24 protein-coding genes are annotated in these 24842 nt (G+C 31.0%); 17 read left to right on the forward strand and 7 right to left on the reverse strand.

Features of this window, described 5'->3' with window-relative positions; all coding sequences use genetic code 11:
* Positions 1 to 9: 9 nt before the first annotated feature.
* From EGM88_RS05255 to EGM88_RS05285, 7 genes are all read left to right on the forward strand, one after another.
* The gene (locus EGM88_RS05255) at positions 10 to 1671 is read left to right on the forward strand and encodes a C45 family autoproteolytic acyltransferase/hydolase (RefSeq protein ID WP_123896919.1); all 1662 of its coding nucleotides are present in this window, start codon (positions 10 to 12) and stop codon (positions 1669 to 1671) included.
* Positions 1672 to 2031: 360 nt separating this feature from the next.
* On the forward strand, positions 2032 to 3318 hold the full coding sequence (locus EGM88_RS05260) for a phenylacetate--CoA ligase family protein (RefSeq protein WP_123896920.1): 1287 nt from the start codon (positions 2032 to 2034) through the stop codon (positions 3316 to 3318).
* A 37-nt stretch (positions 3319 to 3355) separates the two neighbouring features.
* Entirely contained in the window at positions 3356 to 4486 is a 1131-nt protein-coding gene (locus EGM88_RS05265; RefSeq protein ID WP_123896921.1) for a 1-acyl-sn-glycerol-3-phosphate acyltransferase, read from the forward strand.
* Complete coding sequence (locus EGM88_RS05270) at positions 4476 to 6014, forward strand: YifB family Mg chelatase-like AAA ATPase (protein ID WP_123896922.1); 1539 nt, start codon at positions 4476 to 4478, stop codon at positions 6012 to 6014. The genes EGM88_RS05265 and EGM88_RS05270 overlap by 11 nt, the downstream gene beginning before the upstream one ends.
* Before the next feature lie 38 nt (positions 6015 to 6052).
* The gene (locus EGM88_RS05275) at positions 6053 to 6889 is read left to right on the forward strand and encodes a DUF6438 domain-containing protein (protein ID WP_123896923.1); all 837 of its coding nucleotides are present in this window, start codon (positions 6053 to 6055) and stop codon (positions 6887 to 6889) included.
* Positions 6890 to 6919: 30 nt separating this feature from the next.
* Entirely contained in the window at positions 6920 to 8047 is a 1128-nt protein-coding gene (locus EGM88_RS05280; RefSeq protein ID WP_123896924.1) for a DUF2891 domain-containing protein, read from the forward strand.
* Positions 8028 to 9254, forward strand: coding sequence for an Nramp family divalent metal transporter (locus tag EGM88_RS05285; RefSeq protein ID WP_123896925.1), 1227 nt, complete (start codon positions 8028 to 8030; stop codon positions 9252 to 9254). Before EGM88_RS05280 ends, EGM88_RS05285 begins: the two co-directional genes overlap by 20 nt.
* 184 nt (positions 9255 to 9438) lie before the next feature.
* Here EGM88_RS05285 and EGM88_RS05290 read toward each other — a convergent pair whose 3' ends face one another.
* The gene (locus EGM88_RS05290; RefSeq protein WP_123896926.1) at positions 9439 to 10167 is read right to left on the reverse strand and encodes a hypothetical protein; all 729 of its coding nucleotides are present in this window, start codon (positions 10165 to 10167) and stop codon (positions 9439 to 9441) included.
* A 299-nt stretch (positions 10168 to 10466) separates the two neighbouring features.
* On the opposite strand from EGM88_RS05290, the gene pxpA reads away from it, so the two are divergent.
* From pxpA to EGM88_RS05305, 3 genes are read left to right on the forward strand one after another with little or no spacing between them, the layout of a single operon-like run.
* The gene (pxpA, locus tag EGM88_RS05295; protein WP_123896927.1) at positions 10467 to 11207 is read left to right on the forward strand and encodes a 5-oxoprolinase subunit PxpA; all 741 of its coding nucleotides are present in this window, start codon (positions 10467 to 10469) and stop codon (positions 11205 to 11207) included.
* A complete protein-coding gene (gene pxpB, locus EGM88_RS05300) occupies positions 11208 to 11936 on the forward strand; it encodes a 5-oxoprolinase subunit PxpB (RefSeq protein WP_123896928.1) in 729 nt (242 codons plus the stop codon).
* Positions 11933 to 12790: a 5-oxoprolinase subunit C family protein gene (locus EGM88_RS05305; protein WP_123896929.1), complete on the forward strand. Its 858-nt coding sequence runs from the start codon at positions 11933 to 11935 to the stop codon at positions 12788 to 12790. The genes pxpB and EGM88_RS05305 overlap by 4 nt, the downstream gene beginning before the upstream one ends.
* Here EGM88_RS05305 and EGM88_RS05310 read toward each other — a convergent pair.
* The 3 genes from EGM88_RS05310 to prfB all read right to left on the reverse strand — a co-directional run bounded on the left by EGM88_RS05310 (position 12765) and on the right by prfB (position 16264).
* On the reverse strand, positions 12765 to 13382 hold the full coding sequence (locus tag EGM88_RS05310; RefSeq protein WP_123896930.1) for an HAD family hydrolase: 618 nt from the start codon (positions 13380 to 13382) through the stop codon (positions 12765 to 12767). The genes EGM88_RS05305 and EGM88_RS05310 overlap by 26 nt on opposite strands.
* Before the next feature lie 28 nt (positions 13383 to 13410).
* On the reverse strand, positions 13411 to 15078 hold the full coding sequence (locus tag EGM88_RS05315) for a S41 family peptidase (protein WP_123896931.1): 1668 nt from the start codon (positions 15076 to 15078) through the stop codon (positions 13411 to 13413).
* Positions 15079 to 15154: 76 nt separating this feature from the next.
* On the reverse strand, positions 15155 to 16264 hold the full coding sequence (gene prfB / locus EGM88_RS05320) for a peptide chain release factor 2 (RefSeq protein WP_123896932.1): 1110 nt from the start codon (positions 16262 to 16264) through the stop codon (positions 15155 to 15157).
* 212 nt (positions 16265 to 16476) lie between these two features.
* Between prfB and EGM88_RS05325 the strand changes: the two genes are divergently transcribed.
* Positions 16477 to 17505, forward strand: a complete 1029-nt coding sequence (locus EGM88_RS05325; RefSeq protein ID WP_123896933.1) for a threonine aldolase family protein — start codon at positions 16477 to 16479, stop codon at positions 17503 to 17505.
* A gap of 14 nt (positions 17506 to 17519) precedes the next feature.
* On the opposite strand, the gene EGM88_RS05330 is transcribed toward EGM88_RS05325, so the two are convergent.
* A complete protein-coding gene (locus EGM88_RS05330) occupies positions 17520 to 18011 on the reverse strand; it encodes a hypothetical protein (protein ID WP_238988385.1) in 492 nt (163 codons plus the stop codon).
* A gap of 205 nt (positions 18012 to 18216) precedes the next feature.
* On the opposite strand from EGM88_RS05330, the gene EGM88_RS05335 reads away from it, so the two are divergent.
* From EGM88_RS05335 to EGM88_RS05355, 5 genes are all read left to right on the forward strand, one after another.
* On the forward strand, positions 18217 to 19563 hold the full coding sequence (locus EGM88_RS05335; RefSeq protein ID WP_123896935.1) for a M28 family peptidase: 1347 nt from the start codon (positions 18217 to 18219) through the stop codon (positions 19561 to 19563).
* Between the two features lie 134 nt (positions 19564 to 19697).
* Positions 19698 to 20351: a peptide-methionine (S)-S-oxide reductase MsrA gene (gene msrA, locus EGM88_RS05340; RefSeq protein ID WP_123896936.1), complete on the forward strand. Its 654-nt coding sequence runs from the start codon at positions 19698 to 19700 to the stop codon at positions 20349 to 20351.
* A 255-nt stretch (positions 20352 to 20606) separates the two neighbouring features.
* A complete protein-coding gene (folE, locus tag EGM88_RS05345) occupies positions 20607 to 21203 on the forward strand; it encodes a GTP cyclohydrolase I FolE (protein WP_123896937.1) in 597 nt (198 codons plus the stop codon).
* 176 nt (positions 21204 to 21379) lie between these two features.
* Positions 21380 to 21703 carry a hypothetical protein gene (locus EGM88_RS05350; RefSeq protein ID WP_123896938.1) on the forward strand — a complete coding sequence of 108 codons (324 nt, stop codon included), beginning with the start codon at positions 21380 to 21382 and terminating at the stop codon, positions 21701 to 21703.
* Positions 21704 to 21816: 113 nt separating this feature from the next.
* Positions 21817 to 22152, forward strand: a complete 336-nt coding sequence (locus EGM88_RS05355; protein ID WP_123896939.1) for a DUF2853 family protein — start codon at positions 21817 to 21819, stop codon at positions 22150 to 22152.
* A 52-nt stretch (positions 22153 to 22204) separates the two neighbouring features.
* Here the strand turns inward: EGM88_RS05355 and EGM88_RS05360 are convergent, their stop codons facing one another.
* A complete protein-coding gene (locus EGM88_RS05360; protein ID WP_123896940.1) occupies positions 22205 to 22513 on the reverse strand; it encodes a DUF6787 family protein in 309 nt (102 codons plus the stop codon).
* 168 nt (positions 22514 to 22681) lie between these two features.
* A complete protein-coding gene (locus EGM88_RS05365; protein ID WP_123896941.1) occupies positions 22682 to 23317 on the reverse strand; it encodes a DUF937 domain-containing protein in 636 nt (211 codons plus the stop codon).
* A 172-nt stretch (positions 23318 to 23489) separates the two neighbouring features.
* Here EGM88_RS05365 and EGM88_RS05370 point away from each other — a divergent pair, with 172 nt between their 5' ends.
* The gene (locus tag EGM88_RS05370) at positions 23490 to 24797 is read left to right on the forward strand and encodes a dicarboxylate/amino acid:cation symporter (RefSeq protein WP_123896942.1); all 1308 of its coding nucleotides are present in this window, start codon (positions 23490 to 23492) and stop codon (positions 24795 to 24797) included.
* Positions 24798 to 24842: the final 45 nt, after the last annotated feature.

The raw sequence follows: 24842 nt of genomic DNA on the forward strand, positions 1-24842 counted from the left end.
AAAAATAAGATGAAAATAATACCTAATTCTTACTTTTTAATAGGACTTATAGTCTTATCAACCTCTTGTGGAATTAAAAAATCTATTAATCATCAACCTAAACTAGAAGGTTATATTAATAAAATACCTGAAAGGGTAAAAATAAACGATTCAACATATACTGTTGGAGTAAATCAATTACGAAAAAATCAACATGGTCTTTGGGAATTGTATATTAAAGGTGATCCATTAGAACGAGGATTGGCAAATGGAAGCTTAACTCGTCAATTATATCAAAATCAAGAACAAATTTTCTTTTCAAAAATAGAGGAGATGGTGCCATCTAAATTAAAACAAGCACTTTTGCGTAAATTTTTGGCCTGGTATAATAGAAAACTCTATTTAAATATAACCGAAGAATATAAAACAGAAATTTTTGGAGTGTCTCGTTATGCTGGTGATAATTATGATTATATCGCAGAAGATTATCTTAGAAATTTATACTTACATGGAGCTCATGACATTGGACATGCTTTAAAAGATTTAGCCTTGGTAGGGTGTTCTTCATTTGCTGTTTGGGATGATAAATCTGAAGACGGAAGCTTGTTATTAGCTAGAAATTTCGATTTTTATGCTGGTGATGATTTTGCTAAAGAAAAAATTATTGCATTTGTAAATCCAGATAAAGGATATAAGTTTATGTCAGTTACTTGGGGAGGAATGATTGGTGTAGTCTCTGGGATGAATGATCAAGGATTGACCGTTACTATTAATGCAGGAAAGTCTGATATCCCATTGGTGGCTAAAACTCCGATTTCTTTGTTAACAAGAGAAATTTTGCAGTATGCATCTACTATTGAAGAAGCTATTGCTATTGCTAAAAAACGAGAGGTGTTTGTTTCAGAAGCTATTTTGGTGGGTAGTGCTAAAGATCATAATGCGGTTGCTATAGAAGTTTCTCCCAATAATTTTGGAGTTTATCAAGCGAATAATTCGAGTCAATTATTGTGTTCAAATCATTTTCAAAGCGATGTCTACATTAATGATGAAAACAACAGAAAACAAAAGGCAGAAAGTCATTCTCAATATCGTTATGAGCGTATGGAGGAATTGCTCTCAGAAAATCAAAAAATGAACCCTAAAAAAGCTGTAGATATTTTAAGAAATACGAAAGGATTAAAGGATAAAAATATTGGTTATGGTAATGAAAAAGCGTTGAACCAGTTATTGGCTCATCATGGTATAGTTTTTAAGCCAGAACAGTTAAAAGTATGGGTTTCAACAAATCCATATCAATTAGGAGAATTTGTTAGTTACGACTTAAATAAGGTGTTTAAAAAGTTTAGTAATGAGGATTTTAATGAATCTATCTCTGAAGAAAGCTTAACCATTCCAGAAGATAATTTTGTTACAACTAATGCTTATAAGAATTATGAGCGTTATCGTATATTGAGACATAAATTATTAAAAATTATTAAAAGTAATGGTAAAGCTAGCAATCAGTTGCTAAAAGAACTTGTATATGCAAATGCTGAATATTGGGAGGTGTACGCGTTAGTTGGAAAGTATTATTACAATAAAGGCTATGACGCAGCAGCATTAATTCAATTTAAAAAAGCACTGACTAAAGAAATTACAACTGTACCCGATAAAAAGCGAATAGAAAAGTATATAAAAAAGATAGAACGCTAACCAATACTTTAAATCTATTTTTAAGAACTTTTACTTTTTTAATCTTCTACTATATACAATTATTAAAAGCCCAGCTGTTACTATTACAAGTCCTGCAATTACAAATTTGAATCCAAAATTATTGTCTTTGGACAAGTGTTACAATCCAATTCGCTATGTAAAGAGCTCTAATGCATGAAGAATTATTCCGTATTTTTTCATACATTTTATTAGAAAGCTTAAAAGTAATAAAAATAGGATTAAACTTTTTAGTTATAGTTGCTTGTATTGTTTGTTAGATTAATAAAATCACAATTTTTTACTATAAAAACTTCTTTCTAAACACTTTTTATTACTTTAGCTTGCTCATTTTATTAATGTATGATTCCCTCCATAGAAACTAAATCTACTTTAGAAATTAAACGTTTTCAAGAAGAAAAGTTAGCAGAATTACTAGTTTATCTTAAAGAACATTCTGTTTACTATCAAAAGTTATTTAAAACTTATAATATTGATATTTCAAAAATTAAAACGTTAGCAGATTTAACTAAAATTCCAGTTACAACTAAAGATAATCTGCAAGAGTTTAATGATGATTTTTTATGTGCTCCTAAAAGTAAAATTATAGATTATGTAACTACTTCAGGTACTACAGGAAGTCCTGTTACTTTTGCCTTAACAGATGCGGATTTAGATCGGTTGGCATATAATGAAGCCATTTCTTTTGCTTGTGCCGGAGTAACTAAAAACGATACTGTACAATTAATGACTACAATGGATAGGCGTTTTGTTGCAGGGTTAGCATATTTTTTAGGTGTTCGGAAGTTAGGAGCAAGTATTATTAGAGTTGGGGCTGGGATACCAGAGTTGCAATGGGATTCGATTTTAAAATTTAAGCCTACTTATTTGGTTGCCGTTCCTTCATTTTTATTAAAACTGATAGATTATGCCGAAAAAAATAATATTGATTGTAATACTTCAAGTGTCAAAGGTGTAATTTGTATAGGAGAGGCTTTAAGAACTGATGATTTTTCGTTGAACTTATTGGCAAAAAAAATCACCTCTAAGTGGAATATAAAATTGTTTTCAACATATGCTTCTACAGAAATGAGTACTGCATTTACTGAATGTGAAGCTCAACAAGGAGGACATCATCATCCAGAATTAATTATTGTTGAGGTATTAGATGATGATAATAATCTAGTAAAAGAAGGTGAATATGGAGAGTTAACCATAACAACTTTAGGTGTAGAAGGTATGCCTTTACTTCGTTTTAAAACTGGGGATATTGTTAGAAAGCACACCAAGCCGTGTAGTTGTGGTAGAAACACCTTGCGTTTAAGTCCCGTTATAGGAAGAAAAAAGCAGATGGTAAAATACAAAGGGACAACGCTATATCCTCCTGCGTTATATGATTTACTTAACGATTTTGATACTGTAGAAAACTACATTATAGAAATATCTCATAATAGCATTGGTACCGATGAAATTCTCATAAAAATAGGGACATTGGAAAAATCTGATAAAATTCTGCAACAAATTAAAGATCATTGTCGTGCCAAGTTAAGAGTGCTTCCATCTATAGAAATACATGATATTGAGTATATTAACAAATTAAAATTTCCAAAAAACAGTAGAAAACCTGTTCTGTTTATTGATAAAAGATAATTTTGGTTATTTTATAGGGATGCGTTACTTTTAAAACATGACAATAACTAAAGAAATTGCTACTATATTTAATACTATTGCTCCATATAATCAACAACAAATAGAAGCAGCATTACAATGGCTAACTACGAGTTCTCAATTTAAAGAAGGAGTAAAATATTTTTATCCTGATTGGGTTGATGAAGAAATAATTCATAAGCTAAATCAATGTAAAACTTGTGCTGATTTTCAAGTTAATTTTATTGAACCTATGATTAGTTCATTGATTGAAAACTCTATTAATAATTTGTATATTACAGGTTTAGAGGAAGTTGCAAGAAAAGGAAATCATCTATATATTTCCAATCATAGAGATATTTTTTTAGACTCAGGGTTGTTGCAGTATACCTTATATCATAAAGGATTTCCATTTACTGAAATTTCTTTAGGAGATAATCTAATTGTAAATCCTGTAATGGAACGCGTGGCTAAACTCAATAATATGTATACTGTTTTTAGATCAGGTACAAGAGTAGAGCTATTACAAAATGCTAAGAATTTATCAGCTTACTTGAGATATTCCATAACTCGTAAAAATGTTTCTTCTTGGATTGCTCAAGGTAATGGAAGAACAAAAGATGGAAATGATAAAACTTTTCCAGGCTTAGTGCGTATGTTATTAATGAGTGGAGGTGATAACTTAAAGCAGTCGCTAAGTGATTTAAAAATTGTAATATCTTCAGTGTCATATGAGTACGAACCTTGTGCGGTAGAAAAAGCAATTGAATTACAAACAAAAGAAGAGCTAGGCGTATATAAAAAATCTAAATTCGAAAATATTAATAGTATTATTAAAGGGATTGAGGATCAGAAAGGTGATGTGAGTTTACATTTTGAGGAATTAAATGTAGATGCTATTGATTTTTCAGGAGATTTAAAATCTACCATTAGGGCAATAGCTGGTGAAATGGATAGATTGGTTTATAAAAACTATAAGCTTTTTAAAACCAATTATATTGCATATGATATGTTACATCAAACAAATCTTTTTGTTGATTTTTATACTCAAGAAAATCTTATTGAGTTTAAGAGTTATATACAGGAACAAAGTGATGATATTGATATTCAAGAGCGTTTATTAAAGATGTATGCTAATCCTGTATTAAACAAACAAAGAGATGTTAACTAAAGTTTATGGAAGTTCTGTTTTTGGAGTTGAAGCCACCACAATTACTGTTGAAGTAAATATTGATAAGGGTATTGGGTATCATTTAGTAGGGTTACCTGATAATGCTGTAAAAGAGAGTAATTTTAGAATTGCCGCCGCTTTACAAAATAATGGATATAGTATTCCAGGAAAAAAGATTACCATAAATATGGCTCCTGCAGACATGCGTAAAGAAGGTTCTGCGTACGATTTAACTTTAGCTATAGGAATTTTAAAAGCTTCATCGCAGATAAAAGGTGATGCCATTTCAGATTATTTAATACTAGGAGAACTTTCATTAGATGGAAGTTTGCAACCCGTAAAAGGAGTCTTACCAATAGCTATAAAAGCAAAAGAAGAAGGCTTTAAAGGTTTTATTTTACCTAAACAAAATGCAAAAGAAGCTGCTATTGTTGATGGAATAGAAGTTTATGGAGTTGAAAACATAAAAGAAGTTATAGATTTTTTTGAAGGAAACTCAACCTTAGAACCCGTAATTGTTGATACAAAAAAGGAGTTTGAAGACAACTTAGAACATCCAGAATTTGATTTTTCGGATGTGAAGGGGCAAGAATCTATCAAAAGATGTATGGAAATTGCTGCAGCTGGAGGTCATAATATTATTTTAATAGGGCCCCCTGGTTCAGGAAAAACTATGTTGGCTAAAAGATTGCCAAGTATTTTACCACCAATGACTTTAGATGAGGCATTAGAAACAACTAAAATACATTCTGTTGTAGGCAGAATAAGAGAAAATTCAGGGTTGATGGGGCAAAGACCCTTTCGTTCTCCTCACCATACTATTAGTGATGTGGCATTAGTTGGAGGTGGGGCTTATCCGCAACCAGGTGAAATCTCATTGTCTCATAATGGAGTTTTGTTTTTGGACGAATTGCCAGAATTTAAACGAACAGTGCTGGAGGTAATGCGTCAGCCTCTAGAAGATAGAGAAGTAACTATTTCTCGTGCTAAATTTACTGTAACTTATCCCAGTAGTTTTATGTTGGTGGCTAGTATGAATCCTAGTCCTAGTGGTTATTTTAATGACACTCCAGGACATGTAACTTCTTCACCTACAGAGATGCAGCGTTACTTAAGTAAAGTATCAGGTCCGTTGTTGGATAGGATAGATATTCATATTGAAGTGCAACCGGTTCCATTCGAAAAACTCTCAGAAGAACGAAAAGGGGAAGCGAGTAAAGTAATAAGAAAACGAGTTGCTTTAGCACGTCAATTGCAGACTAAAAGATTTGAAGAAAATAAAAATGTGCATTACAACGCTCAAATGAATGTAAAACAAATCAGAAAATTCTGTAAATTAGATGAATCTTCAACCTCATTATTAAAAACTGCAATGGAGAGTTTAAACTTATCTGCAAGAGCTTATGATAGAATTTTAAAAGTTGCAAGAACAGTTGCTGATCTAGATAATTCTAATCAAATTAAACCTGATCATATCTCTGAAGCTATCCAGTATAGAAGTTTAGATAGAGAAGGATGGTTAGGATAATTTTCACTATTTTTGAAAAATAAAATCCCTCTACTACAATGAAAAACTTAATTTTATTACTGATGTTATCGGTAGTAATGTCAGTAAGTGCCCAATCTAAGGCTAGTAATAGTTTGTTGACTAAAAATGAATGGATTAACAAGGATTTAGATTATTTGAGATTTGATAATGATGCTGTTGTTTATAACTTTGACAATATAAAACAGGAGGTTTCATTTGATTTAGATAATAGAAAATTATCTTTTAAGGTAAATTATAGATTGGCTGGAGATTTTAAAACAGAGGTTTTTGATTTTAAAATCAAGGAAATAAACAGAAATAGACTGGTTCTAGAGCCTGATACTAATATTAATAGTAGTGGTTATAATAAATTAGATGTCAGTGCTTTTACTAAAGAAAAGCAATATGTTTTTTACAATAGAGGTCAATTATTATCGAAAGTAAATTTTAAGAAATTAACTTTTCATTCCTCTACTTGTTTTGGTACTTGTCCGTCTATGTCTGTTCAAGTTAATATTGATGGCTCTGTATTTTATCGTGGAAAAAGTTATGCAAAAAAACAAGGTAATTTTGTTGGAAAACTTTCTAAAAATGATATTTATGAGTTAAAAAAGATTTTAAACAGAAGTCAGTTATATTCTATTGATAAAAATTGGGAACAAAAATCAAAACGTAATGATACGCCGAGATATACTTATATTGTTGATTTATTTGATGGAGAAACGATAGAAATTAATACCAATGATCAGCACCCCGTTTTAGATAAATTATCTGATTTTTTATTAAATATAGATAAGAGAGCGGAATTAGAAAAAGTAGATAAAATTCACAATTTTGAAAAGTCAAAATTAGATTTGTATCGTGTATCTCAATAACTTTTATGTTAATAAAAAGAAGTTAAAAGTATGAAGAGTATTTATGTGTTTTTTGGTTTCTTGTTTCTTATTAGTTGTAAAAAAGGGGGTGAGAAAAGCGAGGCTATAATTACAAATGAAGATGCTGTTGAGATTGTAATTCCACACTTAAACTTAAATCAGGCAAAACGTTTGGCTTCTTTGCCATTACACTGTGTAGATGTTGAATATCCTAATAAATTAAATCAAACTCTTGGAGGAGAGGAAGATTTGCAAACGCCAAAAGCATTGCATCCAGCTTTTTATGGTTGTTTTGATTGGCATTCATCTGTGCATGGACATTGGAGCTTAGTAAGTTTGTTAAAGCAATTTCCAAAGCTTGAAAATAATGCAGAAATCAAAGAAAAACTGCTTAAAAACATTTCTAAAGAGAATATTTTAACCGAAGTGGCTTATTTTGAAGGAGAGTATAACAAATCGTATGAGCGTACCTACGGCTGGGCATGGTTGCTAAAATTGGCTGAAGAAATTCATACTTGGGATGATGAAACTGCTAGAATTTTAGAAAGTAATTTAAAGCCTTTAACAGATTTAATAGTTCAAAAATATTTAGAATTTTTGCCTAAATTAAATTATCCAATCCGTGTTGGAGAACATACAAATACTGCGTTTGGTCTCTCTTTTGCTTATGATTATGCAAAAACAGTAAATCAAGAAGAGTTAATTAGGCTTATTGATAAAAGAGCAAGAGATTTTTATTTATACGATGTAGATTGTCCTATTAATTGGGAGCCAAGTGGATTTGATTTTTTGTCTCCATGTTTAGAGGAAGCAGCTTTAATGAAACGAGTGTTGCCTATAGAAGAGTATAAAAATTGGTTGTCAAAGTTTCTACCTCAACTATCAAATAAAAGTTTTACTTTGTCAGTTGGTGAAGTCTCAGATAGAACAGATGGAAAGTTGGTACATTTAGATGGGGTTAATTTTTCAAGAGCATGGAGCTTAAATAAAATTTCTGAAGATTTGCCTGAATATTATCATCTTCAAAAAATTGCTAATCAGCATATTAATAGTTCTTTGTCTAATGTTGTTGGTGATAGTTACGAAGGCGGGCATTGGTTGGGAAGTTTTGCTATCTATGCTTTAAATTCGATCTCTATTGATAAAAAAGTGGATTAAAAATATAGGTCCTGGACCTTTAGTGGCAGCAGCTTTTATTGGCCCGGGTACAGTAACACTTTGTACTTTAGCAGGCGTGCATTTTGGTTATGCATTGTTGTGGGCTATGGTGCTATCAATTGTTGCAACTACTATACTTCAAGAGATGTCTGCTAGGTTAGGGGTAGTGACTCAAAAAGGTCTTTCTGAGGTAATTAGAACAGAAATTAAACATCCTCTTTTTAGAAAATTATGTATTTTGTTAGTGCTGTCTGCCATTGTTGTAGGTAATGCGGCCTATGAAGCTGGAAATATAAGTGGTAGTGTTTTGGGGTTAGAAACTGTTTTTAAAAATTATAGCATTTCTGTTGGTGGTTTAAATTTGAATATTTTCAGTTTTATAATTGGTCTTGTGGCATTTGTTCTTCTTTACGTTGGTAACTATAAGGTTTTGGAAAAAGTGTTAGTAGGTTTGGTTATCTTAATGAGTGTTGCGTTTTTAATAACAGCAATTATTACTAAACCTAATTTAGTCGATGTGTTTAAAGGGGTTTTTACTCCAACAATTCCAGATGATAGTATTTTCACTATTGTGGGCTTAATTGGAACCACAGTAGTGCCTTATAATCTATTTTTGCACGCTAGCTTGGTAAAAGAAAAATGGAAGTTCTCATCAGATTTAAAATACGCAAGAAGAGATACTATTATAGCTGTTGCATTAGGAGGTATAGTTTCAATGTGTATTATTATTTCTGCTGCGGCTATCCAATATCAACGAGTAGGTAATGCTGCTGATTTGGCTCTGGGATTAGAACCTTTATTTGGTAGGTATGCAAAGTACTTTTTAGCTTTAGGTCTGTTTGCAGCAGGAATTACTTCTACAATTACTGCAGCCTTAGCAGCGGCTTATGTGGCAACCGGATGTTTGGGGTGGAGCACAGATTTAAAATCTCCTAAATTTAAAGCAGTTTGGTTTTTTATTCTTGCATTGGGGGTGCTGTTCTCTTCTTTGGGGATTAAACCTATCGAAATAATCAAATTTGCTCAAGCTGCAAATGGTCTATTGTTGCCGGTTATCGCGGGGTTGTTACTGTGGTTAATGAATAAAAAATCATTGTTAGGCGATTTTAAAAATTCATTATTTCAAAATAGTATTGGGCTTTTGATATTAATAGTAACCCTATTTTTAGGGTTAAAGAGTATTCTCAAGGTTTTTGAATTGGTTTAATAGGCCTTTTTTTGAAAACGAAAACTTTCTTAATGCTTTAAAGTAAGTGTGGATAATGTATGTTATTTAATAATTTGAATTTATAAGTAATTTATTACTTACCTTAAATGTCTTTAACAAGGATTTATTAGAAGTATTTTATTTTGCAATGATAAATAGAGTTAAAGTAAAAGTTTAAATAATATTAAATAAAAATAAGTATATAAATTAAATACCCTAACAAAATGAGTGTATGAAATATAGCTTTAAAGATGGTGGAACTGTCTACGTAATGACGATTGTGTTTTTTTGTTATTAATTCAATTATACCGCCTATGGAAAGTAATAATAAAGGGAACCCTAGCATTAATTTATGTTGTTTACTTTTTACAATAAAGAAACTTAGTATAAGTCCGAACATAGCGTAAGCTATAAGGGTGTTTAAAAGGGTTTGGTTGAGTTTGAATTTTGTGTCGTAGTTAATAATTGAAGTGTTTATTTTCAATTTTAGTCTATTGTTTAATTCATTAAAGTTGTTAATCTCTTTAGGTATTTTTAGCTGCTGTGTTTTTGTTTTTAATCGCAGACCTGATTTTTCTGATTGGTATCTTTTTATGTCTCTAAATTGAATATGTATTTTATTGCCGTTCTCTACAATTTTTACGATAGAGTTTTCGTCAATAGTAAAATAGGTGTTTGATAGTATTGTACTAATAGATTTTTTAGATGAAAAAAAACCTCCAATAAGAATAAACAAGCATACACCTGCAAAAATTAGTTGTAAATCTGGGGTTTCAACAATTTCGTTGTTTTCTATTTTGTTAATAATTATAAACGTGGTTATCAATGCTCCAATAATCATAGGGTATATTGAAATTATTTTTTTTACTGCTAGTTTACTGATGGCTTTTTCTGAAAAATTAAAAACTTCCATTTTAAGGGGTTGTAGTTAATAATGGATGTAAAAATATTAAATTTATTGTGCTATTTGTAGTGATTTTGATGTTTAATGAGTGTAAACTTAGATAAAAGAGTTGGGTAATGCATTAAATAAAGGGGGGAATTTACGTATTGTTATTTTCTTTTTGTATTAACTAAGTTAATGGTATGTTTCTGATAAAATAGTATAACTTTGTGTGTATTACTAATTTGTGTTTGTTGTTTTATTTAGAAATAAAAACGGTAAAACAAGTAAATTTAATTTTTTAATAAAAAACTGTAAAATCTAACCGTATGAATTTGTATACCATAGATGTGAACTGTGATGTTGGTGAAGGTGTAGGTAATGAGCTAGAGCTTATGCCAATGATAAGTTCATGTAGTATTGCTTGCGGAGGTCATGCGGGAAATGCTGAAACTATAAAAGAAACCATTCGGTTAGCGTTGTTATATCGTGTGAATATTGGGGCTCATCCTTCTTATCCAGATAGAGAAAATTTTGGTAGAAAGGAGATGGATATCTCTTTAGATAAGCTGCAGCAAAGTATAGAAGATCAGATTAGTAGTGTGCAAAATGAACTGAGAAAGTCTGTTGCTACTATGAATCATGTTAAAGCTCATGGAGCATTGTATAATAAAGCTGCTGTAGATTCAAAAACGGCTCAATGTTTATTAGATGCAGTTAAAAATACTACAAAAGATGCCTGGTTATATGCACCCTATGGTTCGGTATTAGCTAAAATTGCATTAGAGCAAGGGGTAAAGGTGTATTTTGAAGCTTTTATTGATAGGCGATATAATGATGATTTGACTCTTGTGTCAAGAGATAATCCTAAGGCGGTGATAATGGATTCTAAAAAAGTGCTTAAACAGTTATTGAGAATGTTGGCTAAACATAAAGTAAAAACCATTAAGGGAAAAAAGGTTGTTGTTAAGGCTAATACTTTTTGTATTCATGGTGACAATTCTAATGCTGTTAGGATTTTAAAATACCTCTCTAAAAAATTACCCAATTACGGAATAAAAATTACTTAAATGAGTGCGTTTGAATTAACGTTTAAAGTGTATGGAAAAAGTGCTATTTTAATAGAGTGGCCTTCTGAAATTGATAAAAATATACTTGAAGATGTAATTTTATTTAAGAGTAAAATTCTTAAAAGTTATATTAAAGGAATTGTTGATGTAATCAATTCATATAACTCATTGACAATTGTTTACAATATTGCTATAAATAATATTTATAGTGAAATATTGAACTTAAAATCACTTTATAGTCTGAATATTTCGCAAGAGTCGGTTGAAAATTTTAGGTGGGAAATTCCGGTGTGTTATGATAAAAAATTTGGTATAGATTTACATGAGTTTCAGGTAAAAAATAATTTGAATTTTGAAGAAGTAGTTCGTATTCATTCGTCATCAATTTATACGGTGTATTTTATTGGCTTTTTACCAGGGTTTATGTATTTGGGTGGGTTGGATAAAAGACTTCATATAGCAAGAAAATCAAACCCAAGGTTGCGAGTTGAGAAAGGTTCAGTAGCTATTGGTGGCAATCAAACGGGTGTTTATCCGTCTATTAATGCTGGAGGTTGGCATATTATAGGGAATTCTCCAATTACCTTTTTTGATAGTAAGTTAGCAAAGCCTTGTTTTGCAAAGTCTGGTGATGAAATTAAATTTATTCCAGTAGATGTTGTAGAGTATAATCAAATTGAATCTGAAGTAGAAAAAGGTGTTTACAAACTTAAAAAATCTAAACTATGATTAGGGTGTTGTCACCGGGATTTTACACTACTATTCAAGATATGGGACGTTATGGTTATGCGGATATAGGCGTGCCGAGTTCTGGAATTATGGATCGATATTCTGGTCAATTGGCCAATCAAATTATTGGGAATAATGTAAATGATTCTTTATTAGAAATCTGTTTAGGTAATTGTATTTTAAAGTTTGAAAAACAGACTGTTGTATGTGTTTCTGGTGCTGATTTTTCTCCAAAAATAAACAATGATTCTGTCCGTTTAAATAAGGCTGTTTTAGTCAATAAAAATGACATTTTATCTTTTGGAAAAAAAAGATATGGCTCGCGGGCTTATCTTGCGGTTAAAGGTGGATTTCAAACTTCTGTAGAGTTAGGAAGTAGAAGTTTTTATGAAGGAATAACGTCTCGGGTTTTGTTAAAGAAAGATGATATATTGCCTATAAGAAGTTTTATCATTGAAAAATTACCTTTAAATGCTTCTGTTAAGGTTGATGAGAACTATTTTAAAAGTAAAGATCTTTTGGCTTATCCTGGTCCAGAGTATGATTTGTTAAGTTTTAAACAGAAAGCACAGTTAAAAAAAGTAGTATTTACCATTTCGAAAGATAATAATAGAATGGGATATCGATTGGAGGAACATTTGGAGAATAAGCTTCCTTCTATACTTACTTCTTCTGTTTTACCAGGAACAGTGCAATTAACACCTTCGGGAAAGATTATTATTTTAATGCGAGATTGTCAGGTAACAGGAGGTTATCCAAGGGTGCTGCAGTTGAGTGAAATAGCAATTAATAGGTTGGCTCAAAAATCTACAGGAGATACCATTCAGTTTATAATTGAAGACCTAGATTGGTAAGGTCAGATTTTAATTTATCTGCTGAAGTAAAGTGAATCCCATGAATTCCTAACTTCTGAGCAGCTTTAACATTTGCTAAATTATCATCAATAAAAACCGCTTTTTTTGGAGTTATAGCATAGCGATTTAAAGTAATTTCATAAATTTTAGCAAATGGTTTTCTGGTTTTTTCGGCACCAGAAACTACTATGCCTTCAAAATTCTGAAGAAAATCGTAACGCTCTATGGCAATAGGAAATAACTCTGCACTCCAGTTGGTTAAGGCGTATAAGTTGTAGTTATTTGACTTTTTAAGGCTGTTTAAGAGTTTTACACTGTCTTTTATTGGTCCGCCTAACATATCAGTCCACCTGTCGTAATAAATGCGTATCCATGTTTCGTATTGAGGATAGTGATTTATAAGAATTTCAGTTCCTTCCTTGATTGGACGGCCAGCATCATGCTCCATATTCCATTCCATGGTGCAGATTTCGTTTAAAAACCAATTTACCTTATTTTCGTCGCCTTCGAAAACCTCGCGATATACGTATTTCGGGTTCCAATCTATCAATACGCCGCCTAAATCGAAAATGATAGTGTTTATGTTGCTCATTATCCTATTTTTTTTTGATTAGTTTTTATCATTTATTGATGATTTCAATGGCTTTTTCTAAAATTTCATCCCTACCTGCAACTATTCCTGCAAATGTCGGTACAACTTTTACATCGATTTTAATTCCATTACGCTGGGTTTCTGTATTGTCCGGGTAAAATACGCCAATACCACTTATGACAGTTTTAAAACCTCCTAAAAAATTAAATCTACTAACGTTACCATCTGCTCCTGAAGTCTGCGTACCAATTGTAATTGAATTTGGTGCGGTTTGTAAAGCCATTGTGCTATATTCGCTATGGCTTTGTGTTTTGCCATGGACCAGTAAAATAACTTTACCTTTATAATAATCTTCATTATTTTTACCTACTCCAGTATATTTAGTTTGTTTCCAAGTATACCTTCCTGGATACGAAACATCAGGTACTAAAAGTTTTGCAAATTCAGTTCTATTTGAGTTTAGGTATTTTGAAATATATCTGTATGTGCCATGTGGTCGATATCTTAAATCAAAAATAATGGCTTTACAGTTCATTAGTTCTTTCATCATTTCTTTCACCTCATAAATTCTTATACCACCCATATTTATATAGCCAATATTGTCGTTTAAAATTTTAAATTTCTTTGTTAAAGGTTCTGGAATCTTAAAATTAATTTCTTTCGAAGAATACAGCTGTACATATTTTTCATAAATTTCACCTTTTCTTACATAAGCTATTTTTAAGCTGTCTTTATACTCTCTTAGTAGGATCTGTTGTGTATAAAATTTAGTTCGATTTTTATTAGAAGCGGGTACAAAGGTTTCCATCCTCTTGATAATATCTTGTGTAGTCTCATCCTCTACTTTAATTATGGTATCGCCTATTTTTAAGTCATTTTTTTTTGCTAAAGAATCATTATAAAACCTTGTAACAATAACATTATCATTAAGTACAGTTAGACGAACTGGGGCGGTTTTATCACCTCCATTAAGATGCTCTACAACCCCATTTAAAACCATTAACGGGGTGTGACTATCGTTAATTTTTGCACTCGTTTCTTGTATGGCTAAGTGATAAGTTTCTTCATTTGTAGCATCTTTAAATTTAGGAATCATTTCTATTAAAACGTCACTCCATTTTTGGTCTGTCATATATTTATACGGAAAATAATATTCGATGATATTCCAATATTTAAATAGGCTTAAATACCTGTAATTGACGTTCTTTAGATATTCTTTGTTTTTATATTCTGGCTCATTGGTTATTGAAATATTCCCGATCTTACTTGCTTGAGCGTAATAAGGTTTTTTTCCGACGTATCTATTTTTCTCAATATTTTCAAGCACAAGGGAAACCTCTTTGGTAAAAGAGTTTGAATTTTGTATCCAAGAGAGATCAAAGTTTTTATCAAAATAGTTTGAATGATTATTATGACAGGAATTGCACTTTTTGATTTCGCCTAAAGAATTTATCCAATTGAGGTATATCAATGATAGTTCCTCTTTGTTTTTAGATTGCTCAACCTTTGGTAATATTTTTAAAAGTTCGTTGTCCCAATTAAACTTACCTTGAGCTACTTGGGGATGATAATACTTTAAAAAACCCCAAACTTTAGCCGTTGAGGCTAGCTTGTCTATTTCAGATAATTTACTTTGTGCTGTTAGGTTATTTGTAAAATGGAAAAATGCAATTAGTAGGAAGAGTTTAGTTTTCATTTTATAAAAATAAAACTATTATATCTAACACAGAGTTAAAGTGTTGTTAATTTAGTTACTTGCTTCGTTAGTGATTCTACAAAGTGCCTTTTGAACTCTCATCATTACCCGCCGCCATTAAGTAAGCTTTAATAAAGCCATCTAAATCTCCATCCATTACTGCATCAACATTACCTGTTTCGTGACCTGTACGTACATCTTTTACTAATTTGTATGGGTGCATTACGTAATTTCGTATTTGAGAGCCAAAATCAATTTTCATTTTATTGGATTCAATCTCATCACGTTTTTCTCGTTGTTTTTGAAGTTCAATTTCGTACAATTGTGATTTTAACATCACCATAGCTTTTTCACGATTTTCTAATTGAGATCGGGTTTCAGAATTGTGAATTATAATTCCTGTAGGGTGGTGTGTTAAAATTGCCTTAGTTTCTACTTTATTTACATTTTGTCCACCAGCACCGCTTGAACGGGCAAAATCCCATGAAATATCAGCTGGATTGATATCAATTTCAATACTGTCATCCGCTAAAGGGTATACATATACTGATGCAAATGAGGTGTGTCTTTTGGCATTGCTGTCAAATGGTGAAATTCTAACCAATCGATGTACGCCATTTTCACCTTTGAGGTATCCAAAAGCAAAGTCGCCGTCAATTTCTAGGGTTACCGTTTTTATTCCTGCTACATCGCCATCTTGTAGGTTTAGTTCTTTAACTTTAAAACCTTGTTTCTCGCTCCACATCAAATACATTCGCATTAGCATAGATGCCCAATCACAACTTTCTGTACCACCTGCTCCAGCTGTAATTTGTAATACGGCACTTAGGTTGTCGCCTTCGTCAGAAAGCATGTTTTTAAACTCTAAGTCTTCTAGTAAATTGTTGGTTTTGTAATATGCTTTCATGATTTCTTCTTCAGATGATTCACCATCTTTATAAAAATCATATAAAATTTGAAGCTCTTCGTTGTTGGTAACTAAGGTGTTGTAATTTTCAACCCATTTTTTCTTTTCACGTAAAGATTTCATCAATAGTTCAGCTTCCTTTGGGTTGTTCCAAAACTCTGGATTTGAAGCTTTTTCCTCTTCATTACTAATTTCAATCAATTTTTGATCAATATGTAAGTAATCTTTGAGTTTTATAATTCTCTCGTCAATATCTTTTATAGTATCTTGTGTAATCATAGTTGGGACAAAAATAAACTAAAATTAGTATGTGTTGAAATTGTCAGACTTATTTATTAGTTTTATAAATTATTTTCTTTAATCGTGATAATCTTAAAAGGTGTTTAAGTCATAAATAAACCTTAATAAATAGCAAAGTAGATTTCTTCGTTGTTTAATTTTAATGATGTATTAAGGGATTAGAGCTTACAAGTTAAAACAAATACTAAATAATGCAAATAAATTTATTGTCAGACACGGTTACTAAACCAACCCAAGAAATGCTTAAGGCTATGCTTAATGCGGAGGTTGGTGATGATGTGTTTAATGCTGACCCTACAGTAAATCAATTACAAGCTAAGATTGCTGAATTATTTGGAAAGGAAGCCGCCTTGTTTTTTCCTTCAGGAACTATGGCTAATCAGGTTGCTATTAAAATTCATACTCAACCAGGTGAACAGCTTATATGCGATAAGTGGAGTCATGTTTATAATTACGAAGGTGGAGGAGCATCATTTAATTCTGGGGTTTCGTGTAAGTTAATAGATGGCCATAGAGGTATGTTTACGGCGGGGCAAGTTTTAGAAAATATTAGCAATAGAGAAGATATTCATCAAGCAATTACAAGTTTAGTGGTAGTAGAAAATACAGCAAATAAAGCCGGTGGAGCTTGCTGGGATGTCAATGAGCTTAAAAGGATAAAAAATATATGTAAAGAGCATGGTTTAGCATTTCATTTGGATGGAGCTAGATTATTTAATGCGTTAGTTGCCAAAGATGAAGAGCCAAAGCAATATGGAGCTTTATTTGATACTATTTCTATTTGTTTGTCAAAAGGGTTAGGTTGTCCAGTAGGATCTTTGTTATTGGGTTCTAAAAAACATATTAAAAAAGCATTACGGTATAGAAAGGTTCTGGGAGGAGGTATGCGGCAAATTGGTTATTTGGCAGCAGCGGGAATTTATGCGTTAAATAATCATATTGAGCGTTTAGCTAAAGATCATAGAAATGCAAAGCGTGTTTCAGAAGTTTTAAAGGCTGTTGATTACATCAAAAAAGTGGAACCTGTAGAAACAAATATTATAATTTTTTATACTAAAGATTTTATTGATGATGTAGATTTTGTAAATCGGTTACAAATAGAAAATATTTTAATTACCGGAATGGGTGAAGGAAAATTACGTATGGTTTTTCATTTAGATGTTTCTGATCAAATGGTTGAGAAATTAATCCAGGTGTTGTCCAAATTAAAATTTAAGTAAAATTAGAATGTCTATTAAAAATAAAATCTAATAATAGGAGAAAAAGCAGATGCATAAATAGTTTTATCACTATCGTATAAGACATCATATCGTAATCCAGCAGAAAAATTTCCTATTCTATAAGCGGCACCTAAGTATAGCGAAGGGTAGTCAAAATGTGATTTATCTACACCTAGTTTTTGTGTTATAAATAAATGTTCAAACTCTCCAGACAATTGTAGGTTTTGAGTCGGATTAAATAGTGTAATTAATCCTACTCCAAAAACATTAGATTTTAAACTTCCATTTTTTGCATATAAATAACTTAATCCTGGTCCAGCAGCAATATATTGGTTAAAATTATAAATGGCACTTGGTGCTATAGAAATTGTGGTGTAATTATTACTAAAACTAAGTCCTAAACCACCACCAAATTGTACTTTATCCCAAAATTGAGGCTTGTCAGTAGTTTGAGATAAAAGAAAAGAAGACGTTAGCAGAAAACAAACAAGAAATATTTTTTTCATAGTAATTTGCATTATTTTTACGAAAATAAAGAATTAATTATATCAATCACAATGCTAAGCTATTATTTAATAATAAAAGCAGATTTAAAATATAGTAGTATATTTTTATAGTATCTTTTTTTACACTACAAAATGGATGATATTTCAAAAATGGAAAAAAGAATAAGTTAAACTTTAAATATATATAATTAATAATTAGAAAATTATGAAAAAAATATTAGTTAGTCTTTTTACATTAGTTACTATTACAATTTCTGCACAAAGCGATATTTCAAAAGTGCTTACAGAAATTGCTACTGCACCATCAGCAGAGCGAATTGAGAAAGATATTAGAACTCTTGTTAATTTTGGTACACGGCATACGTTATCAGATACTGTTTCAGAAATACGTGGAATAGGTGCTGCTAGGCGATGGATTAAATCTGAATTTGATCGAATCTCTAAAGCATGTAATAATTGTTTAGAGGTTAGTTATCAACGTAATTTAGTTTCAAAGGATAATCGTAGAATTACAAAAGATACTTATGTGGTTAATGTACTTGCTGTACAACGAGGTACAAAATATCCAAATAGTTATGTAATAATGTCAGGAGATATTGATTCAAGAGTCTCAAATGTTAATAATTATACAAGTGACAGTCCAGGAGCTAATGATAATGCATCAGGTATGGCAGGGACAATAGAAGCAGCTCGTATATTGAGTAAGTATAAATTTCCAGTTTCAATTATCTATGTAGGATTATCAGGTGAAGAGCAAGGTTTGTATGGTGGGCAATACATGGCAAAAATTGCAAAGGATGAAGGCTGGGATATTGTTGGGGTTATTAATAATGACATGATTGGAAATATCAAAGGAATTGATGCTGTAATTGATAATAGTACGTTTAGAGTATTTTCAGAAGCAATTTCTATGGAGCTGTCTGAAAAACAAAAAGCTTCTATGCGTTTTTATGGCGGCGAAGTTGATGGGCCTTCTAGACAGTTGGCACGATATATTGATAAAATTACCGATGCTTATATGACCAACCTAGATGCTATTATGATTTATAGATTGGATAGATTTGGTCGAGGAGGACATCATAGACCCTTTAATGATTTAGGATTTGCAGGTGTGCGAATTATGGAAACTCATGAGAATTACAATCAGCAACATCAAGATTTACGGACAGAGAATGGTATTAAGTATGGAGATGTGATAGAAGCCGTGAATTTTGATTATGCAGCAAAATTAACTGCAGTAAATGCGTTGACTTTGGCATCGTTAGCATCTGCACCTCTTGCTCCTAAAAATGTAAAAATTGGAGGAGCAGTAAAACCTTCAACACAATTGAAGTGGGATGGTGTAGAAGATAGCAATTTATTAGGTTATAAAATATATTGGAGAGATACTACTTCGCCACAATGGCAAAAAAGTCGATTTGTGGGAGATGTTACAGAATATACTCTTGAAAATATTGTTATTGACAATTATTTATTTGGAGTGGCTAGCGTTGGTAAAAATGGAGCTGAAAGCTTGGTACAATTTCCATATCAATTGATACGTCAAAATTGATTTTTAATCAGATTTAATGAAAATGTCTATTTAGCATAAATGTTAATGCTATTAAATAGTAAAACATTTGTTAAAGTTTTCATAAGCATGTAATTTAATTTGACTAAAATCGTCCAAGTTATTAAATTTATATAATGATTAACAAAGGCGTTTTTCTAATACTATTAACTACTTTTTTTGCTTGTAATTTAAAGGCTGAGCAACAAAGAGAAACTACAAAATTAATTATGAATCAAGAAACTATAGAAGGAAAAGAGTTAGCAACTTTTGGAAATGGCTGTTTTTGGTGTACCGAAGCTATTTTTCAACAATTAAAAGGCGTCAGTTCAGTAGAGGCCGCTTATGCGGGTGGTAATGTTAAAAATCCAACCTACAAAGAAGTATGTACAGGTACCACTGGTCATGCAGAAGTGCTACGTATAGTATTTGATCCTAAAATAATTTCATACTCAGAGTTACTAGAAGTATTTTTTAGCACCCACGACCCTACCACTTTAAATAGACAAGGTGCAGATGTTGGTACGCAATACCGATCAGTAATATTTTATCATAATGATGAACAAAAAAAAGCTGCTGAAGCTATGATTACGGCCTTAGAAAAAGAGAATGTTTTTGATGATCCAATTGTTACGGAGGTAACCGCATTAAATAATTATTATCCTGCAGAAAATTATCATCAAAATTATTATAACAATAATAAAAATGAAGGATATTGTAGAGCAGTTATTAATCCAAAATTGGAAAAATTTAAGAAGCAATATAAAAATAAATTAAAAGAAAATAATTAAATAAAGAATCACGCTTTATTGATTAAGATATAACTGATACTAATAAAGATTTGGTTGATTTTTGGTTTGAAAGATTTGTCGAGGTTCGTTTTGGCAAATCTTTCTTTTTTTTAGAGGTTAAAATTACATCAATTTATAATTTTAATTCTCCTTTATATTTAATTCCATAACCGCTTTGGTGCTGTATTTTTCCTTCTTTTAATTTTTCAATAAATTTAATAATTCTTACCTTTCAGTTTTAAAAAATAAACATTTATGTCTAATAATAAATTTACAGAATATAATTCAGAATTAACAGAAGAAATTAGAGAAAAATACAAGTCGATTATAGAGGGCATTGGCGAAGATGTTGATAGGGAAGGATTGCTTAAAACTCCAGAAAGAGCATCTAAGGCAATACAATTTTTAACATCAGGCTACCATTTAGATGCAGAAGAGGTATTAAAGTCGGCATTATTTGATGAGGATTACTCGGAAATGGTTATCGTTAAAGATATAGAATTATATTCCTTATGTGAACATCATATTTTACCTTTTTTTGGTAAAGCTCATATTGCATATATTCCAAATGGTAAAATTGTTGGTTTAAGTAAGTTACCACGTGTGGTTGATATTTTTTCGAGAAGGTTACAAGTGCAAGAACGTTTAACAGATCAAATTGTAAATGCAATTAATAATGTGTTAAGACCTCAAGGCGTAGCAGTAGTTATTGAAGCTTCTCATATGTGTATGATGATGCGTGGTGTACAAAAACAAAATTCAGTTACTACAACTTCTGCTTTTAGAGGAACATTTAAAAATATGGAAACCAGAAATGAATTCTTAAAGTTAATAAGCTCTAATTTATCATAACTTATCTTTATAAATTTTTAAAGTTACATATGTTAAAGTGATAATAATAACCAATAGTTAAACGGTATAATTTGTTTTGGCATTTTTATTGCTGGGTATATTGTAAAAATACTTAAAAATGAAAATAAATTTTTATTCAGTTTTTAGTATAAAAAAGTATAAGAAATAAAAATAATATGGATACAATTGAACCAGAAATAATTGAACCGAAAACCCAACAAGAAAGTCAAGCTACTAATAAGTATGGTTTGTTAGCATTAAGTATTTTATTTGATGCTATAGGAATGTTGTCTTTTACAATACCAGCTATTGGAGAGTTTAGTGATGTTATTTGGGCACCTATTTCAGCAATGTTAGTTTATAAAATGTATAAAGGAGCAGTAGGGAAAATAGGAGGTATGATATCTTTTATAGAAGAGGCAGTACCTGGTTTAGACTTTATACCCACCTTTACGTTAACGTGGATTTATAAGTATATAATTAAAAAAGGAGCTGTTTAAAAGTTAAAACTTTATAATAAGTTTAAAATTTTTTTGTTATCTTAGTAAAATAATTGTAAAAGTAATTAAGTTTATTTGTTAAGCATTAAAAATAATAACCAAAAAATAGTATCATGAGTGAGTTAGCAGAAAAATTAGCTAAATTGAAAGAACAAGCAGAATCTCAATTAAAAGATTCTGGAGTGTCTAATATTGACAATGAATTGTTAGATGATTTGGTAGGAAGAATGAGATTAATCGTTAATAATAAAGATGCGATTTTAGTTTCAGGTACTGATCCTGCTGAGTTGGAAACAGTAAGAAAGAATTTTGTTGAAAAAAAATTAGGTGTTGATGATAAAGATAAAGCAATGGCTGCAATTAAAAAGGTAGCTGAAAAAATGTCTGGAATAAGACAAAAAAATAGAGTTGCTTTTTATTATATGGTTCAAAAAGAATTAAAAAAATAGATTGTTATTAATAACAATTAAAAAAAGGGTTTCCAATTTGGAAACCCTTTTTTTATTCACTTATAAACCTTTTTAATCCTATTCGTCGTAGCATTTTTTTTTCAAAATTCCAGAAAAAATCAAACTGACCAAACAACCATCCAAAAACAACAATTAATACTTGGTAAAAAGGAAATATTAGTATTATTCTTAAAGGTCTATATATCCAAGGATTAGTAGTTTCTTTAGACAATCCTATAATTTCTAAAATAGGTTTTGCGATATATAAAGAAGTGTAACCCGTAATTGAAAATACAATAAGTATAATTATTATTTGTAAATTAGAGTTAATACCCCAACGTTTTTTTAATTTCTCTAACATAGATTGAATTTGTTAAACCTATTTCTATTTTGTTAAAATAATTATTTATAAATGTGACTAGATAACTTTATAAAAATGCAAAATTACAATATAGATATTCAACAAAAAAACATAATAAAAAAGGTTGAGTTATAACTCAACCTTTTTTATTATGTTTACTTATAGGTTTTATTTAAATAAACCACCTAAAAGACCGCCAATTCCACCGCTCTTTTTTTCACCTCCTAATAGCATTCCAGCAACATCATCTATAACACTTCCGTCACCATCAGCATCAAGTAAACGCGTAATCATGCTTTGTTGTTCAGGACTGTCATTACCCAACATACCACCTAATAAGTCACCTAAACCGTTAGTGCTAGAAACACCTTGTTGGCGAGTTTCTTTACCTAATGCACCCATTACAAAAGGAGCTGCAACTTTTAAAATTTGCATAGCAGAACCCATATCAATACCACTAGATTTACTAACAGCACCTGCTACATTTTCTTCTTTTCCTCCAAAAACGTGACCTAAAATTCCTGCACCATCATTTAAAACGTCTTCGTCTATTCCTCCACCACCTAAAATACTACCTAAACTGTCTAAAATTCCTCCATTATGTTTGTCATTATTAAGAGCATTTAGTAAGCCTGATGCTCCTTCTGGAGTTTTAGCATTATTTTTCATAGCTCCTAAAATTAATGGTAAAGCAGCACTTAAAGCTGAAGCTGTTTTTGCTTTATCTTGCCCTAGTTGCTGACTGGTTCCATTGATTAAGGTTTTTCCTAAATCACTATTTAATAAATCTAATAAATTTGCCATTTTTGTATTAATTGTTTTTTTTAATAATTAGGTCAACAAGATACAATTTATTATCAAAAAACAATTTGATAATAACTATTATTTATAGATGTAATCTAAAAGGCTTAGTTTGCTTTTTCAATTGTTTTCAACTTTTTTTATATCTTTCAGGAATTTTTAAACCCAACAACGAATGAAAAAAATAGAATTGCATTGGCAGATACTAATAGGAATGGTTATTGGTGTTGCTTTTGGATGGTTAATGACAAATTTTGAAGGAGGAGATACTTTTGTTGAAAATTGGATTAAACCATTTGGAAATATGTTTATTAACTCTTTAAAGTTAATAGCTGTGCCATTAATTTTAGGTTCATTAATAAAAGGAGTTTCAGATCTTAAAGATATTTCTAAACTCTCAAAAATGGGGGGTAAAACAATAGCTGTATATTTAGTTACAACTGTTATAGCTGTTGCTATTGGGTTAGTTTTAGTTAATTTAATAAAACCCGGAAGTTCTATTACAGAAGAAACAAGAGCAGAATTGGTTGAGAGTTATAGTGGCGATGCGGCTAGGGTTCAGGAAAATGCTCAAAAACAAAGAGAAAGTGGACCATTACAAGCTTTAGAAGATTTAGTACCTGATAATATTTTTAAAGCAGCCACCGATAACGGTAGTATGTTACAGGTAATCTTTTTTGCAATCTTTTTTGGAATAGGATTAATTTTAATTCCAGACGCTACTGCAGAACCAGTAAAGAAATTTTTTGATGGTTTTAATGAGGTCATTTTAAAAATGATAGATCTTATTATGTTGGCAGCACCATTTGGTGTGTTTGCTTTGCTAGCAGCTTTAGTTGTGGAATCACCTAGTTTGGATTTGTTTAAAGCATTGGGCTGGTATGCCATTACTGTACTTGTAGGTTTATTTTTAATGATAGTTGTTTATAACATTATCATGTTCACTTTTACAAGAAGAAGCCCAAAGTTTTTTATGGAAAATATGGCTCCTGCACAATTATTAGCATTTTCAACAAGTTCAAGTGCTGCAACTTTACCGGTAACCATGGAACGAGTTACAGAGCATATTGGTGTTGAAGAAGAGGTGGCAAGTTTTGTATTACCAATAGGTGCTACTATTAATATGGATGGGACAAGTTTGTATCAGGCTGTTGCTGCTGTTTTTATTGCTCAAGCCTTCGGTATGGAATTAGATTTTGCTACCCAATTAGGTATTGTAGCTACTGCAACTTTAGCATCAATAGGTAGTGCGGCAGTGCCAGGTGCAGGTATGGTAATGTTGGTAATAGTATTAGCTCAAGCAGGAATTCCGGAGGCTGGATTGGCTCTTATTTTTGCTGTTGACCGTCCATTAGATATGTGTAGAACTATAGTAAATGTTACTGGAGATGCTACAGTAGCCATGGTGGTTGCAAAATCTGTTGATAAATTAGGTGATCCTGAAGTTAAAGATTGGGATGATGAATATCGAAAGAGAAAATAGTGCCCATTAATTAATTTTGTTTAGATAAAAGTATCTTTTTTTAAT

Origin of the sequence: Aureibaculum marinum (assembly GCF_003813905.1) — a bacterium.
Classification (GTDB): Bacteria; Bacteroidota; Bacteroidia; order Flavobacteriales; family Flavobacteriaceae; genus Aureibaculum; species Aureibaculum marinum.